14 protein-coding genes, 1 pseudogene and 1 riboswitch are annotated in these 15,044 nt (G+C 48.3%); of the genes and pseudogenes, 13 read left to right on the top strand and 2 right to left on the bottom strand.

Annotated features, from left to right (window positions below; all coding sequences use genetic code 11):
* Window positions 1-5: 5 nt before the first annotated feature.
* The gene (locus AC1DWN_RS04685; protein ID WP_477557778.1) at window positions 6-821 is read left to right on the top strand and encodes a carbohydrate ABC transporter permease; all 816 of its coding nucleotides are present in this window, start codon (window positions 6-8) and stop codon (window positions 819-821) included.
* Between the two features lie 178 nt (window positions 822-999).
* Here AC1DWN_RS04685 and AC1DWN_RS04680 read toward each other — a convergent pair.
* A pseudogene (locus tag AC1DWN_RS04680) lies at window positions 1,000-1,250 on the bottom strand (IS110 family RNA-guided transposase); the annotation flags it as partial.
* 797 nt (window positions 1,251-2,047) lie between these two features.
* Here AC1DWN_RS04680 and AC1DWN_RS04675 point away from each other — a divergent pair.
* The 4 genes from AC1DWN_RS04675 to AC1DWN_RS04660 all read left to right on the top strand — a co-directional run bounded on the left by AC1DWN_RS04675 (window position 2,048) and on the right by AC1DWN_RS04660 (window position 3,538).
* Window positions 2,048-2,380: a hypothetical protein gene (locus tag AC1DWN_RS04675; RefSeq protein WP_477557776.1), complete on the top strand. Its 333-nt coding sequence runs from the start codon at window positions 2,048-2,050 to the stop codon at window positions 2,378-2,380.
* A gap of 28 nt (window positions 2,381-2,408) precedes the next feature.
* On the top strand, window positions 2,409-2,681 hold the full coding sequence (locus tag AC1DWN_RS04670; RefSeq protein WP_477557779.1) for a hypothetical protein: 273 nt from the start codon (window positions 2,409-2,411) through the stop codon (window positions 2,679-2,681).
* Window positions 2,618-2,794, top strand: coding sequence for a GNAT family N-acetyltransferase (locus AC1DWN_RS04665; RefSeq protein ID WP_477557775.1), 177 nt, complete (start codon window positions 2,618-2,620; stop codon window positions 2,792-2,794). The genes AC1DWN_RS04670 and AC1DWN_RS04665 overlap by 64 nt, the downstream gene beginning before the upstream one ends.
* Window positions 2,795-3,277: 483 nt before the next feature.
* A riboswitch (cyclic di-GMP riboswitch) is annotated at window positions 3,278-3,360 on the top strand.
* Between the two features lie 16 nt (window positions 3,361-3,376).
* Entirely contained in the window at window positions 3,377-3,538 is a 162-nt protein-coding gene (locus AC1DWN_RS04660) for an anti-repressor SinI family protein (protein ID WP_477557774.1), read from the top strand.
* 14 nt (window positions 3,539-3,552) lie between these two features.
* Here AC1DWN_RS04660 and AC1DWN_RS04655 read toward each other — a convergent pair whose 3' ends face one another.
* Window positions 3,553-3,882: a helix-turn-helix domain-containing protein gene (locus tag AC1DWN_RS04655; RefSeq protein ID WP_477557773.1), complete on the bottom strand. Its 330-nt coding sequence runs from the start codon at window positions 3,880-3,882 to the stop codon at window positions 3,553-3,555.
* A gap of 831 nt (window positions 3,883-4,713) precedes the next feature.
* Here AC1DWN_RS04655 and AC1DWN_RS04650 point away from each other — a divergent pair.
* The 8 genes from AC1DWN_RS04650 to AC1DWN_RS04615 all read left to right on the top strand — a co-directional run bounded on the left by AC1DWN_RS04650 (window position 4,714) and on the right by AC1DWN_RS04615 (window position 15,019).
* Window positions 4,714-4,893: a hypothetical protein gene (locus tag AC1DWN_RS04650; protein ID WP_477557772.1), complete on the top strand. Its 180-nt coding sequence runs from the start codon at window positions 4,714-4,716 to the stop codon at window positions 4,891-4,893.
* A 284-nt stretch (window positions 4,894-5,177) separates the two neighbouring features.
* Window positions 5,178-7,436 carry a cache domain-containing protein gene (locus AC1DWN_RS04645; RefSeq protein ID WP_477557771.1) on the top strand — a complete coding sequence of 753 codons (2,259 nt, stop codon included), beginning with the start codon at window positions 5,178-5,180 and terminating at the stop codon, window positions 7,434-7,436.
* Window positions 7,433-8,935: an extracellular solute-binding protein gene (locus AC1DWN_RS04640; RefSeq protein ID WP_477557770.1), complete on the top strand. Its 1,503-nt coding sequence runs from the start codon at window positions 7,433-7,435 to the stop codon at window positions 8,933-8,935. The genes AC1DWN_RS04645 and AC1DWN_RS04640 overlap by 4 nt, the downstream gene beginning before the upstream one ends.
* Before the next feature lie 214 nt (window positions 8,936-9,149).
* Window positions 9,150-10,514, top strand: a complete 1,365-nt coding sequence (locus AC1DWN_RS04635) for an ABC transporter substrate-binding protein (RefSeq protein WP_477557769.1) — start codon at window positions 9,150-9,152, stop codon at window positions 10,512-10,514.
* A 79-nt stretch (window positions 10,515-10,593) separates the two neighbouring features.
* Complete coding sequence (locus AC1DWN_RS04630) at window positions 10,594-11,526, top strand: carbohydrate ABC transporter permease (RefSeq protein WP_477557768.1); 933 nt, start codon at window positions 10,594-10,596, stop codon at window positions 11,524-11,526.
* Window positions 11,526-12,359, top strand: a complete 834-nt coding sequence (locus AC1DWN_RS04625) for a carbohydrate ABC transporter permease (protein ID WP_477557767.1) — start codon at window positions 11,526-11,528, stop codon at window positions 12,357-12,359. Before AC1DWN_RS04630 ends, AC1DWN_RS04625 begins: the two co-directional genes overlap by 1 nt.
* 40 nt (window positions 12,360-12,399) lie before the next feature.
* On the top strand, window positions 12,400-13,107 hold the full coding sequence (locus tag AC1DWN_RS04620; RefSeq protein ID WP_477557766.1) for an N-acetylmannosamine-6-phosphate 2-epimerase: 708 nt from the start codon (window positions 12,400-12,402) through the stop codon (window positions 13,105-13,107).
* Window positions 13,100-15,019: a hypothetical protein gene (locus AC1DWN_RS04615; RefSeq protein WP_477557765.1), complete on the top strand. Its 1,920-nt coding sequence runs from the start codon at window positions 13,100-13,102 to the stop codon at window positions 15,017-15,019. The genes AC1DWN_RS04620 and AC1DWN_RS04615 overlap by 8 nt, the downstream gene beginning before the upstream one ends.
* The last annotated feature ends 25 nt before the right edge of the window (window positions 15,020-15,044 follow it).

The following is a 15,044-nucleotide window of genomic DNA, read 5'->3' as shown; positions in this document are numbered from 1 at the left end:
CATTTATGGATGTCATCTGGCGCATCCTGTTATTCTTATGGGCGCTGACGATTCTCTTTCCGCTTGCTTGGGTCTTCTATGAGTCACTTAAGAGCAATCCGGAATTTTTTCAGAACATCTGGGCGCTGCCAACGGAGTTGCAGTGGAAGAACTATACGAAGGCTTGGAACCAATACGGCTTTGGCCAGTCGCTTCTGAATACCTTTTATTATGTGGGCGGAAGCTTGGTACTCGGTATTTTTTTCACGACGCTCAATTCTTACGCGCTGACGCGTATGGAGTTTAAGGGGAGAAAAGTAATTTGGGGCTTGATTATGCTTTCCTTATTTCTACCTGGTGTAAATGCTCTCGTTCCTCAGTACGTGGTTATGAGGGAACTGGAATTAACGAATAGCCTGACAGGTTTAATTCTATTGTCCAGCCTAGGGGAAAGTGTATTTTATCTCATGCTTCTGGGTGGTTTTATGAGCTCTCTGCCGAAGGAATTGGAAGAGAGCGCAACGATGGATGGCGCCACGCTGTTCCAAAGATTTTGGCGGGTTGTCGTTCCTCTATCGACGCCGGGTATTGTTACGGTTGCCGTATTTAAGTTTCTTGGATTCTACAATAACTTTATGGGACCTTTCATTTACTTAAGCGATCCTAAGAAGTATCCGATCGCGGTACAAATGTATTCTGCGAACAAGCAGATGGAGTATACCGCCGATTGGGTGACGCTGTTCGCGGGAGTAACAATTTCTATGATACCGTGCATTATCATCTACATTCTGTTCCAGAAGCTGTTGATGGAAGGCGCGACAATGGGCGCGGTGAAAGGCTGACATAAGTAAAGTCGAGAATCGATTCCGACGGCAGGAAGTGATTGATTAACGCTAACGGTTACGATGAACTTCTTAAATTCGTCTCCATTTCGAAAAAAATAAATTGATCATTAAATTAGTGCTATTGAGAACACGTTGATTTTACTTGGTTTATGAGCCATTATACAAAAAAATCGGAGTGCCCGGTTGGTTCCATCCCGACGATACGCTTAAATTATGGCTGGTTTGCAGYTTTTGAATCCATAGCAAGAGACTGTGAAATCCCTCCTCGTCATTMGAAAAAGATAAGTAGTCTCCGATAATGATGCCACGAAAGTTTACAGCGCGCGCAACATGCATCTGCTGGTCAATGTCGATCCCGACAACTAAATGCTGAGCAGTAATTTTTTCAATGAGTTGATTTTGTCTCGCTTGCGATTTAAACTTCATAATAGAGCGTCCTCCTGGATGATGGAATTTTTAGGGCTATGACCCGTTGCGTACTTCCATCGTACCGAGGCGCTCGTTTTTTTGCAAAGCGGAAAAATAACGCTCTACAGGAATGCTAACGGGAGACGTTAGTTAAGTGCAAACATTAAAAACAGATTAAACCTCTTATTGGAGCAACCCTAGATGTAATAGGTCTAGTGGGAGGTTTTTTTATGAATTTATGAGAATTGTGGAGACTGTTTGAAGCCGATAAAGGAATACAGGGATTTAGTCCAAGCACACTCAAAGCATATGCTTTCAACTATAGATGTTGTTTCAGACCTTGGCGATCTTGATATTTCGGAGGTCACACTACTACTCCTAAAGGAATATTTGGCAAAGCAATCTGCCCGCTTAAAGCGAAGTAGCTTAGAACATTGAATTCGTTTTGTTCGATCCCTTTTTCCGAGAACGAGCTTTACTTGAGTTCTTATACAGTACCAGCTGTAGAGTTGGAGAGATCGAGAAGGTAAACATCGAGGACCTGAACTGGGAGAACTGCTCTGCAATTGTCAATGGCAAGGGATTAACGCAGAGTAGGTGTACTTCACGACCGAGTGCAAAGTGTGGTTGAAGAAGTATCTGGCAAGCGTGAGGATTCCTGTAAAGCCTCATTCGTAACCGATACGCATCCGACTAGACGAATGGCCATTTCTTACTAACTTTATCATCGGTTCTTTTAGCGTCCTTTGCTTTTAAGTAACGGCGGTATGTCTTTAAAAGGGCGCCATAGTTCAATACAAAAAAGGAGAATAAACTTGGAGAGCAAATTAACTTCTAAACAACAAAAAAGACAGCAAGAGCGTGAAATTATTGACGAGTATCACAAACTGGTAACGGAACAAGCTCTGGAACCCCTGTATCAATCTTTTTTGGATTGGAAATCAGGGGTGTTTCCATATTTCGAACTTACTGAGAAAATCCATCTATTCCATAAGAAGAACCAGGAGATCTACAAGGACTTCGAGTACACAGGTCGTAAAGAACTCATTCTTCTTGCCAAAATGAAATTGGGCCGATTAACTGAGGATGATATTATAGAAAATAAATGGCTTCTGGAACGATGGGGATATGAGGACGAAAATGATTAGATGATTGTAATGGAGTTAGCCTTTCAGTATGGCTGTTGTTGAGAACAATTGGGAAGAAGCATTTGAACTATCAGTACACGAAAGTCAAAAATCTTTTGTTCCAAATATTGCAGAATCACTAGCGTTTGCTTTTATAGAACCTTGGGATGAGGCTTTAGACCCGTATGTTTTGTATGAAAATAATAAAATTATTGGTGCGTTTTATATTAGCTATACACCAAACAGTGATGATAATTATTGGATTGGTGGATTCAGATTGATAAGGTACTTCAAGGTAAAGGGTATGGAAAACAGTCTTTAAATAAAATTTTTGAATTTATAAAAGAAAAACACCGTAAATGTAGGGTTATATCTTTAACAGTAGAAAAAGAAAACAACAAGCTATCGATTTATATGAGAAGGCGGGGTTTATAAGCCAAAATCAAGAAAATAGCTATCAGCAACCTATATATTCGTCTTCTCAACTGGCAGGATAGTTGAAGAAGGGTAAGATCTATTTTTCTAAGTATTGAATACAGCTGTTATAAGTCCAAGAATTTTGAGTATAACCACATACGCTATAAATGAGGGGATGGTGGACAAGATGTTAAGATCATCTCACATCATTCTCTGCCGTAGCTTAAAGGCGATGTTCCTGCATCGCCCTTTTTTAATGTGAGTAAAATAAAGAAATCAGTCGAAAATACCATAATTGAAGTCCTCATGTTTGTTCAACGGGCAGGAAAGTTAAAAGAACTATCCCAAGTCAAGTGAATTAGTAAGACAAGTAAAAAAGCATTATGTGACCTTTACAACCATTTCGACAAAGAATGTAATAATCTATCATTTTTGTGAGACATGAAGCGATAACATGCGTAAAAGAGCTGATTTATAATAGATAAAGAAATCAAATGAAGCAGCAAAAGGGAGACGTTGAAATGCGATTAGTATCTGGGCACCTTAACCGCAAGGAGTCAGTGGTGCAACCGTCCCAGAATGAATGGGGGACATAGGATTATGGGACTTGTAAAATCAGAGGATAATCAGGACTTGGATTTGGAATGGGTAGCCCTAATAAAAAGCGCTCGATCAATGGGGTTTACGAAAGAAGACGTGCGTAAAGTTTTTCTGTGCCTTCAGGAAAGTGATAAGGATGACACTCAAGAAACGGCTGTTTAATAACAAATAAAACGTTATTCGCGCTTGATTTTCCACTTGTTAAATTCCAAAAATTCTTTAAACTGATCCTTGCTGACACCAGAGGCCACAGCCTCTCTTACCAATTCGGACCATTCATGTTCAAGATGATCAACCTTTTGCTCAGACTGGTCGATATTCAAAAATTCTTCAACTGTAACCTTCAATACAGCGCTTACCTTTTCGAGAAACTGAATCGAAGGATTTTGTTGAAGCCCTCGTTCAATGGAGCTTAAATAAGATTTCGCGACACCGGCTCTTTTGGAGAGTTCGGTCAGTGATAAGCCATTTCTCTTGCGTAGCATCTTAATACGTTCTCCGATCATTGCAACCCCCTCCTTCCTCACATCATTGTTGACTACTCTCTATTAAACGAACATTAAGAAACCGCTTGACACAATATAAGTGGATGATTCGAAATAGCAGAAAATATTTCTATGCTATATGATTCGTAGAGACCTGAGTGAATAAGGGTGCCACAGTGGTATTTTCATATTCTCTGTCAGAAGAAAATAAAGTCTTAGCCAAAAATTAAGTGTTAGACTGACGTGCTTCATTAAGCTAACGGGCAGGATAGCGTGGTGTTTAGGGGGTTCACTTTGTTAAACTGGAAGGATATTGAAACTCCCTAAACGAATTATTTAACGAGTACATTTGTTTGTTAATCAGTTACAGAATAACTCTTAAAGGTTGGGGATGTGAGAGTAAAGATATTGCAAATTACATGACAAGGAGCTACAACTTCATTTTCGAATATATACCTGAGAGCAATAATCGTTCGGGTTATTATTTTGGTCTCGTAGAAGAACTTCCTGGATGTCATGCTTTTGCTACAACAATGGCCAAAATGTTGAAAGAAATAGAAGTTGTCAAAAAAGAGTATTCGAATCACGGCTTAAAAACAAGGAATTTATACCCGGGCCTGACGATATGAGTCAACGCCGCCCATCCCATCTGAGAATTCAAATTAGGGGAGTGGGTATCGACACAACAGATGAATGATTTTGTCGTTATTAAATTAACGAGGAACGTTAGTTCCATAACAACAGGACGAGACAGCCAGCATAGAACGGCAGCCTCGTTGAGCTAACGGGCTGGATAACATGGAAGTATCTTGAATTAGTAATAAGCACTCATTTACTTTCGAGGTGACCAATATGGCAATTGGTGAATATCAATTTATTCTGTTTCCAATGGGGAACGTTTCGAATTTCTCGGAAGATGGTATAGAGTTTGTAGGACAAAATAAATTTAGTTTTTATCAAGCAGTAGAAGTGCTCGAAAAGTCAGCCCATATAAAGAATGACCCTACTTTGAAATCATGGAATTCTTTTTAAAGATGGATGTTATTTTCTTTTTTTTTGCTGCAAATATCGTCAGCCTTTCCGCTAACCGCGCAGTTTAAAAGAGAAAACATTTTGCGGTGCAAATATACGACGTTTTCGACCTTTGGTTATGAAACCAGTTTCTACAACAGAGGTTAGGTGTTACATAACCAATTAACCAGGTCCGTACGATTTTGATATATATTGACCCAGGCCTATATAAACGCGACACAAAATAATATAGTTATAAATGAAAACGAATACAAATCCGCACGGTGAATGGAGAAGGGAAAAACATGCGGCCATTGCTAACAAGAAATTACGTGCGCTTGTATCTGTGGATAGGCATCATATTCACCGTAGCTATTCTATTATTTTCTATATTCTTATCCAACCAATTTTCCAAGTACGCCGATAACCAAATGAATTTGTTCCATAAGAACAAATTGGCGCAGACCGCGAGCCGGACGGAATTCATTCTGGATAAATTGAAGTCCTACGGTTTGCACATGTACGACGATCCCGTTCTTCAGGAATGGTTTTCGGCAAAACGGTCGCCCATCACCGATATGGAACTGCTGAACACGATCACAGAATATATGTCGACGGAACCTTTTATTCAGAGGGTTTATTTAATCAGCCTGCTGGATCGCCGGGTCATGGATTCGCAGGAGGGCGTCATCCCCCTTGACCGCTTCGCGGACTCGGAAATCGTGGACAAAGTGAAGAAAAACCCTCCTTCGCTCCTGCAATTTTTCCGTCATGAAATCGAAGGCCAATCCCACATGTCGCTCATCCTTCCTTCCACGCCTGCGAAAAAGAACGAAAGCGGCTATTTGGTTCTGCTACTGGATAATCGCGCCGTGGAAGAGCAACTGCTGGAGAACAACGAAAACCTCGGCTCAAATATTTTCATTCTGGACGAATCAGGCCAAGTGATGCTGGGCCAACCGACATCTTCGGAGATGTTGACCGAATTGCGCAGGTTGATGGACAAATCGGAATCCGGCGTGCTCAAAATGGACGGAGGCCGGCTGCACGTTAACACCGCGCAAATCACGGCTCAGAACTGGACCCTGTACTCCTTGACGGAAATGAAAGTATTCCGGCGTTTGACCGTGGCGTTCCAGTACAAAATCATCGGCTATTCCTTGATTCTGCTCATTCCGCTGCTGCTGGCGGCGATCTGGAATTCCCAGAGGGCCGTACAGCCGTTCCGAAAACTGGCGGAGCAGCTGCAGCGTAAGCTGAAGGCGGGGGAAGATAACGGCCAGGAGATCTTCGGCGGCGGAGACGATTACGATATCCTGAAAAGCGGAATCGAACTTCTGTCCACGCGCATGGACCGGCTCAGCCAATCGATGAGAAGCCACCACAACCTGGTGAAGGACGAGTTCCTCCGGCAATGGCTTCTCCAGGGGAGAATGGATAATACGCTGAGGGACGCGCTTGTCCGCGAACCGGAACTTCTGCGGTATTCGGAAATTTTCCTCGTAGTTTGCAAGATGGACGATTACCCGAGCATTACCGAGAAATACGACTTCGCTTCGAGACAGTTGCTAAAATACGCGATGGGGAACATTGCCGCGGAATTGTTCGCCGAACAAGGCGGAGCCTTGGAAACCGTCGATATGGCGGGCGATCACGTCGTATTCCTGCTCGGGACGAATCAGGATATACCATCGATCAAGTCCACGCTGAAATCCATAAAGCAGCAGATCAAAACCCATCAGAGGCTCCAGGTGACGATCGCCATGACGGGCAGGCAGCGGATCCATGACGACCTGCGTTCCGTCTACGATTTCGCGCTGGAACTCTGCCTGCTCAAATTCATCAGCGGCGAAGATAAAACTTACACGGAAGAGGATTACGAGGTTTACCTGGAAATGCAGCTGCCCTACTCCGAACTGAAGGGCCTAGACAGGCTTCCCGCGCTCATCAAGTCCGGCAAAAAGGACCAGGTGGCCGGGTTGCTGCAGGACTTGTTCACGCAAATGAAGGCCCTGAAATATTCGGAATCCAAAATCCAGCTGACGGTCCTGTTATTCTCGCTCGTCAAAGAGTTCAACAGCCTCTCCTCCCTGCAGGACGTAGAAGGCATTGGAATACAGCTCGACCGGTTCACGACCCTGGACGATCTGCACCGCTGGCTGAAGCAGGAGCTGTTCGCAGTCATCGACCAGCTCTCCAACCGTCATAACCTGAACCGGAGAGACAAGCTTGCGGAAGAAATGGTCAACTATATTCATTACCATTTCCAGGACCCGAACCTGTCGCCCGAAGATATCGCCAAACACATCTCCCTGTCGGTCAAGTACGCGAGGCAGCTTTTCCAGGACATGCAGAATCAATCGCTCTCCCAATATCTGTTGAATTTCCGGATCGAAAAAGTAAGGGAGCTGTTGGTTCAGACGGCGATGTCTGTGGAAGATATCGCGGCGAGATCCGGTTTTCTAACCCGGAGCCACTTTTTTACCGCGTTTAAGAAAGCGACGGGCATGACGCCGAATCAGTACCGGCAGCAAAATACGGCAAGATGGGGGGAAGGAAGTTGACCGGACGGAGCGTATGGTGGTTGTTGGCCGTCTTTCTCGTTTTAACCGGCACGGCGGGATGTTCCTCGAGTCCGGTCCCGGGCAGCGGAGATCGTTTCGTAACGCTTAAGATTCTCCTCCCGGGAGAACGCTCGCCCGACTTCGACCTCGTGATCGCGGAGGCCGAGAAAAGGCTGAAGGCCGAATCGTTCCCGATCATGCTCAATTTCGAGTTCGTTCCATGGCAGGATTTCGGCAGCAAATCGCAGGTGGCACTCGCTTCGGGCAAAGACGTGGATCTCGTCTTCGACGCGCCGTGGATGCATTTGAGCGAAATGATCGCCGATGGATATTACGAGCCGCTGGACTCGCTGCTGAACAAGTACGGAACAACGATCCAGGCCACCAGACCGAAGGAAATGTGGGAGGCCAACCGTTTCGGCGGCAAAATCATGGCCATTCCCCTGGGCGTCTCCCATGTCATGGGGCATTCCTACTTCGTGCGGAAAGACATCCGGGAGAAGTTGAACATTCCGCCGATCCGCAATTACGGGGACTTGATCCATTTCGCGTACCAGGTGAAGGAGCGTGAAAAAGAAGTAGTTCCGCTGATCGCAGCGGGTTCGACCAGCCAGCAAATGTACAGTTGGGCGACCTTCCGGCACTATGACGATTTCCAAACCCAAATCCGCCCGACGCACGCCTTGGGCAACAGTTTAATGTTGTACTACGAGAACAACAACGGAGAGGTCCACAACCTGTTCAAGGAGAAGAACTCGGTCATCCGTCAATGGATCCAAGAAACGCGCAAGTTATATCTCGACGGCGTGATGGATCCGAACGTGCTGGGCGTCAAGGATTTTCAGGACCCCGGAGTAAGTGGCAAGGCGGCCATATTCCCCACCGGATCGTTCGCGGTTTCGGATGACGTCCAGCAAAAGCTGAAAAAGAACGTGCCGGACGGGGAATTGGAAAGCGTGACCTTCTTCGAGGCGACCCCGGGCGAGAACATTACGAACTTTGCGCAGTGGAATTTTATAGCCGTGCCGGCCGCTAGCAAGCATAAAGAGGAAGCGATCCGGTTCCTGGATTGGGCGAACCGCAAGGAAAATTATGATCTGCTCGTTTACGGTATCGAAGGAAGGAACTGGAGCCCATTGAGCTCCGATAAATACTCTTTAAAGAATAACCGGTATATCCAGCCGGCTTTCGTATGGCTGTGGAATCCTACGGGTGAGCGCATCGAGAAAAGCTCGGACGATCCGAACGAAACGTTCATTCGCAAGGCGGAAAACTTCAAGCCGGATATTCTGACGGGATTCCAATTCGACGCGGAACCGGTGCGCAATGAAATCAAACTATACACCCGGTTGGAGGAGAAGTATTATCCCCCACTGTTTAACGGAGTGATGGATCCGGATACCGCCTGGACACAGTTAGAGAACGAAGCGGGCCGCATGCTGGATACGATCCAGATGGAGCTCCAGAGGCAGATTCAGGACTTTATGAAAAAGAGATAAAGGGTGGAAAAACTGCCAGAAATGGCGGTTTTTTGCGTTGAATACGGCGGTTGAGAACCGATCGGCCAAATGAGAACTGCGCTTTTTCGCCTTGTGAGAACGGGTTGGGCGAATCAGAACTAGGCGTTTGAAAGATATATCCATTACATTCAAAAGGGGGGGGATATTTCCTCCAAGAACAAAGAATTTCAAACTCGAAGGAAGGGTGACTCAATTGAAGAACGGCAAAAAAAGAAGTTCTTGGGTATTACTGCTGGTGCTCACCATGATCATGATGGCATTAGCAGCGTGCACCAAAGCGAAAGAAGTCGATCCGAGCCCATCGACCGGAACGAGCCCCAGCGCAAGCGAGAGTACGCCGGCGGAGTCCGAGGCGCCGAAGGAAAAGGTGGAAATCCAGTTCTGGAATCCGTTTACGGGCGAAGGTGCGGCTCATCTGGACCAGGTAGTATCCAAATTCAATGAGAGCCAAAATGAAATTTCCGTCAAAACGTTGAGCAACCAGGATCCCCAGAAGCAGTTGACCGCCATTTCGGGAGGCAGCGCTCCGGATTTGGTCGTAACCTATTGGAACAACGTAGGGCCGTGGTCGGCGGCCGGAGCCGTTCTGAGCCTGGAAGACTTCATTAAGAAGGACGGGTATGACACGAACCAGATCATTCCCGCCGCATTGGACCGGATGAAAGTGAACGGGCAAATCTACGGTTTCCCGATCTCGATGAGCATGGCCAACAAATTGCTGTACAACAAGAAACTGTTCGAGGAAGCGGGCGTCACGACTCCGCCAGAAACGCTGGAAGATTTGTTCGACATCGCGAAGAAGCTGACAAAGAAAGATGACAAAGGAAACATCTCCCAAATGGGCTTCATTCCCGATTATCCGTGGCTCGACAACGTATTCTGGCCGATCATTTTCAGCGGCACCTGGGATGACGGCAACGGAAAGTTGACAGCGAACCAACCGGCTAACGTAAGCTCGATCGAATACCAAGCGCAATATTATAAGGAATTCGGAGAATCGGCGATCGCCAAGTTCAAATCGGGTCTAGGCGGCATGGAAACGGAACAGGATCCCATCCTGACCGGGAAGCTGGCGATGATGATCGGTTGGGAGAATTGGTACGTAAAAAACCGCGGAGAAGGCAAGGAGCTGGGCGTTGCGCCGTTCCCGTATCCGAAGGACCATCCCGAGCTGAAAAACTCCGGCATGGTCAGCCCTGTCGCCATGTTCATTCCGGCCAAAGCCAAACATCCGGACGCGGCTTGGAAGCTCATCCAGTATTTGACGAGTGAAGACGTGCAAATCGAGTACAACACCCTCCAAGGCTCCATTCCGATCGCGATCAAAGCGCTCGAAAATCCGAAGCTGACGCAAAATCCGGATACCCAAGCGTTGTGGGAGTACTATGAGAGCGCGAAGAGCCCGAACCTGAAGGGTTTCCCGAACAGCATCTACATCAACGAATATCTGCAGGCGCTGAACGAAGAAACGGAAAAAGCTTTGAAGGGCCAAATCACGGCCCAAACCGCAATGGATAACGTCGTCAAGAAGATGCAGCCGGTCGCGGACAAAAAGTAAATAAGAGACGTGGATTGCAGGAATAGAGGATCGGTTCCCATTACTCTATTCCTGCATGATTTCCATCGGGAGGAGTACCATGGCGAGCCACATAAAGAAGGACAGCGGAATAAGGAGAAGAGAGCGGAAACGTCTTTTGGTGGGCTTGTTGTTCATCAGTCCATGGATCTTAGGGTTTCTTGTTTTCCAGTTCTATCAAATCTTGATGTCGTTTTATTACAGCTTGACGGAGTATAACCTGTTCAAGTCTCCGACCTGGATCGGGCTTGGAAACTATGTCGAAATGTTCAAGGACCCCAAGGTGTATTTGTCCTTGTACAACACGATCTTCATCACGATCTTCGGCCTGTTTCCGCAGATCGCGTATGCATTGGCGATTGCCATGCTGCTCAATAAAAACGTAAAGGGGCTTTCCCTCTACCGGACAGTTTACTTTCTGCCGACCTTGGTTCCCGCCGTCGCCGGATCGCTGCTCTGGATGTGGCTTTTGAACGCGCAGTACGGACTCATCAACCAGCTCCTGGGCGCGATCGGCCTTCCGGAACCAAACTGGCTGCTGGATCCCCATTGGATTAAACCCGCTTTAATCCTAATGGGCTTCTGGGGGACGGGGACGACGACGATCATGTATTTGGCCGCGCTTCAGGATGTTCCCAAAATGTATTACGAGGCCGCTTCGATCGACGGCGCCAGCGTATGGAAGAAGTTTTGGCATATTACGCTGCCCGCGATTTCTCCCATGACCCTGTTTCTCATCATCATGGGCTTGATCGGTTCGTTCCAATATTTCTCCCAAGGCTACGTGTTTGCCGATTCCAATAACCAGTCGCTCGGTGGGCCGGAAAATTCAATATTGTTCTACGCCATCTATCTGTACCAGAACGCCTTCTCGTTCCTGAAGATGGGGTATGCGTCTTCCATGGCTTGGCTTTTGTTCGTCGTCGTTTTCATTCTTACGATCGTCGTCTTCAAAACCTCCTCCAGATGGGTCTTCTACGGAGGTGAGAAATAATGCACACGCAAACCGCCGGAGGAAAAGTATTCTCTCATCTCGTTTTGATCATGGTCGGCATGCTGTTTCTTACACCTTTCGCATGGCTGTTCCTAACCTCCTTCAAAACCGACGATGAAATTTTCATGATTCCCATCCAATGGCTTCCTCATCGCCTGCAGTGGGAGAATTACACCGGTGCCGTAAGCATGATTCCTTTCTTGAAATACACGCTGAACACGGTATGGATTGCCTTGTTAAGCGTTATCGGCGTCGTCGTGTTTTCGCCGCTCGTGGCGTACGGATTCGCCCGAATTGATTTCAAAGGCCGCAACGTTTTGTTCATGCTCATGCTCAGTACTCTAATGCTTCCCGCGCAGGTAACCATGATTCCGCTATATGTCATGTTCAACAAAGCGGACATGCTGAATTCATACTGGCCGATCGTCCTGACGACCTGGTTCGGAACGGGCATGGCGTACAACGTGTTCATGGTGCGCCAATTCTTCAACGGCATCCCGTACGAACTCACCGAATCCGCCAAAATAGACGGCGCGTCGGAATTCCGCATCTACTCGCAAATCATATTGCCATTGGCCAAACCGGCAGTACTCACCATAGGTCTGTTTACGTTCCTTTTTGCCTGGGGAGATTTCCAGGGCCCGTTGATCTATTTGAACGATCAGGAAAAATGGACGCTGTCCATCGGACTCAAGCAGTTCATCCGTGAAAACAGCGTGGCTTGGGGCCCTTTGATGGCGGCTGCCACCTTGTTCACGATCCCGATCGTTGTGCTGTACTTCTTCGTGCAGAACAAGTTCATCGAAGGTATCACGATAACGGGAATGAAATGAGGATCGGGGTACAAGACGGATCACTAAGGAGCAGGATGGAATGAGAAAGTTGATTCAGGACAAAGGGTTGGTCGTTTCTTGCCAAGCCTATGAAAACGAGCCCCTGTTCGGTTCGCATCACATGGTCGAAATGGCCAAGGCCACTGAACTCGGCGGCGCAGTCGGGATCCGGGCGAATAGCCTTTCCGATATCGACGCGGTCAAACAGACGGTTCGGGTTCCCGTCAACGGACTGTACAAGCGCAAGTACGAGGGCGATGAGGTATACATCACGCCTACGTTAGAGGACGCCTTGGCCGTACATGCGGCCGGGGTGGACAGCGTGGCCCTGGACGCCACGCGCCGTCCGAGGCCGGACGGAAAGACACTCGAGGAAGTCGTCCGTGAACTGCTGGGGCGAAACATGTATATCATGGCGGACAACTCCACCTGGGAGGAAGGAGTCTATGCAGCTGAGTTAGGCTTTCATTACATTTCGACGACGTTATCGGGCTATACACCATATAGTCCTCAAATCAGCAAACCCGATCTTCATTTGGTCGCGAGATTGGCCAAGGACGTGAGAGTGCCCGTCGCCGCGGAAGGCAGGATTTCCACGACGCAGGAAGTCATTCAAGAGCTCGATTCGGGGGCGCAATTCGTCGTCATGGGAAGCGCTATCACCAGGCCGCAATTGATTACGGAGAGATTTACACAGGTGATACAAGTCCATCTGAATCTATCGCATTGGGGAGGATCGCATGCTTAAATCCCATCTTCTCGTCATCACGGAGGAAGCGAGCGATCTGCTTGATATCCTTCGGAAGTCGTCCCCGACATTGACCGTTATCCGGTCAAGCGAAATTCCGGAAACGGATCTGCATGCTTTCGGTGCGATCGCCATCCTGGGGGGAGTGTCCGATAAACCGCTCCTGCTGGCAGCCCGAGAACGGATCGCTATCGAAGCGGAGATCCGCAAGGGGAAACGGGTTTTTGCGGAATACATGGCGAGCATCGGGCACGTCTATTGCGAGTCGCCCGAAAACACGAGATTCCAGCGCCTGGTGTTCTGCTCGGAGGACACGACAATTGAGGACCTGACAACCGGGATGTTGATTGACGACCAATGCGGAATGCGCATCAAACCGCACGCCATCGCTTGCTGCTCGCACAGTGCGCCTCTGTTGCAGTACGCAACCGTCCAGGCGCATGACCAGATTGAACTCGATGAAGTGTTTTTTCGGAACGTTTCCGATCGAGCCTTATGGTTCGAAGAGCCGGACCGGCTGCTCGTCTGCTGCTTCCGGATTTGCAACTTCCTGCGCGCGAGATTCGCTCCGAAAGACCGCATTGTCAGCTTGATCGGCTTCATCGTGCATTGGCTGACAGGGGAATCCATTCCTGCAGGCGCTATTGAATTCACCTATACGACGGAAGCGGCTGGCGAGAGCGGATTCTCGGAGCGGGCGGTCAAGGCCTGCGCGGACCGGGCGATGGCCTGGTTCGAATGCTCCGGCATGCTGCAGCACGAAGGACGCGGCGCTGTGTGGGAAGGACTCGGCACCGAGATTTATCCGGACGGCCGCCAGCGCATCAGCCCAACCAAACGCGTCGATTGCATCGGGGAGGCAGCCTTGTCCTACTTCATGCATTCGCTGATGGAATCGGACGGGAGAAGCCACGCCGTGTCGGATCGTTTACAGCAGTATGTGTTCGACTATCATTTCAACAAGGATTCGGGCCACCTGTACGGCATGGTGCGCTGGACGGAAGAGGCGTGGGGCATCTGCTATCAGGACGATGTCGCCCGGGCCGTGATTCCGCAGCTGCTGAAATGCCTGTATACCGGAACCAAGACGCTACTTGACGAAACGGTTGCTGCTTTGCGGTTTCTGGTGAACACGACGGGCACCGACGGGACGCGGGTGTTCAGAACCGATAACATCAACCTGACCCCTGAACGCATGGCCCAATTGAGAGAAGAACCCGGGAAACTTCCATGCGCCCATTACAACGGTTACTACTATGCCGCTTTGTTCCTGGCTTATAAGCTGACGGGCATCGAATCGTTTATGCAAACCGGCTTGAAGGGTATGGAGACGATGATGACTCATTATCCGTATACAATCCGCGAACAGAGCGAGACCGAGGAATATTGCCGGTTGATTCTGCCTCTGAGCTGGCAGTACTGGATTACTGGTGATCCCAAGCATCGGGAATGGCTGTACCGTGTAACGGAAGATTTGCAGAAAATGAAGCACGAATGCGGGGCCTACCTCGAGTGGGACGAAGGATACGCTGCCGCTATGCGGCATGAGCCGGGTCAAGGAGAGAGCTCGCTTCTGACTCGCAACGGCGATCCCGTCGCGGATTTGCTCTACTCCAATAACTGGCTTCCGATTGGATTCATGCAGGCCTACTTCGTGACGAAGGACGAAAGGTTCTTGTCACTGTGGCAAGAGACGGCCGCTTTCTTAACCCGATGCCAAATCCGGAGCGCAAACCGGCAAATCGACGGAGCTTGGGCAAGGGCGTGGGATGTTCGGCTGCATGATGTATACGGTTCTCCCGCGGACCTCGGATGGGGACCCTGGGCGATCGAATCCGGCTGGACGGTGGCGGAAATCGTATCCGGACTTTATATGGGGCTGATGAAAGAGAGGTTGTCGGCATTCTACTGATTATAAGAGATTCAGCCTGACTCCG

The organism is Paenibacillus sp. P4_A7 (assembly GCF_056402455.1).
Note: the sequence above shows the minus strand (reverse complement) of the source record. Positions and strands in the feature narration are given on the sequence as shown.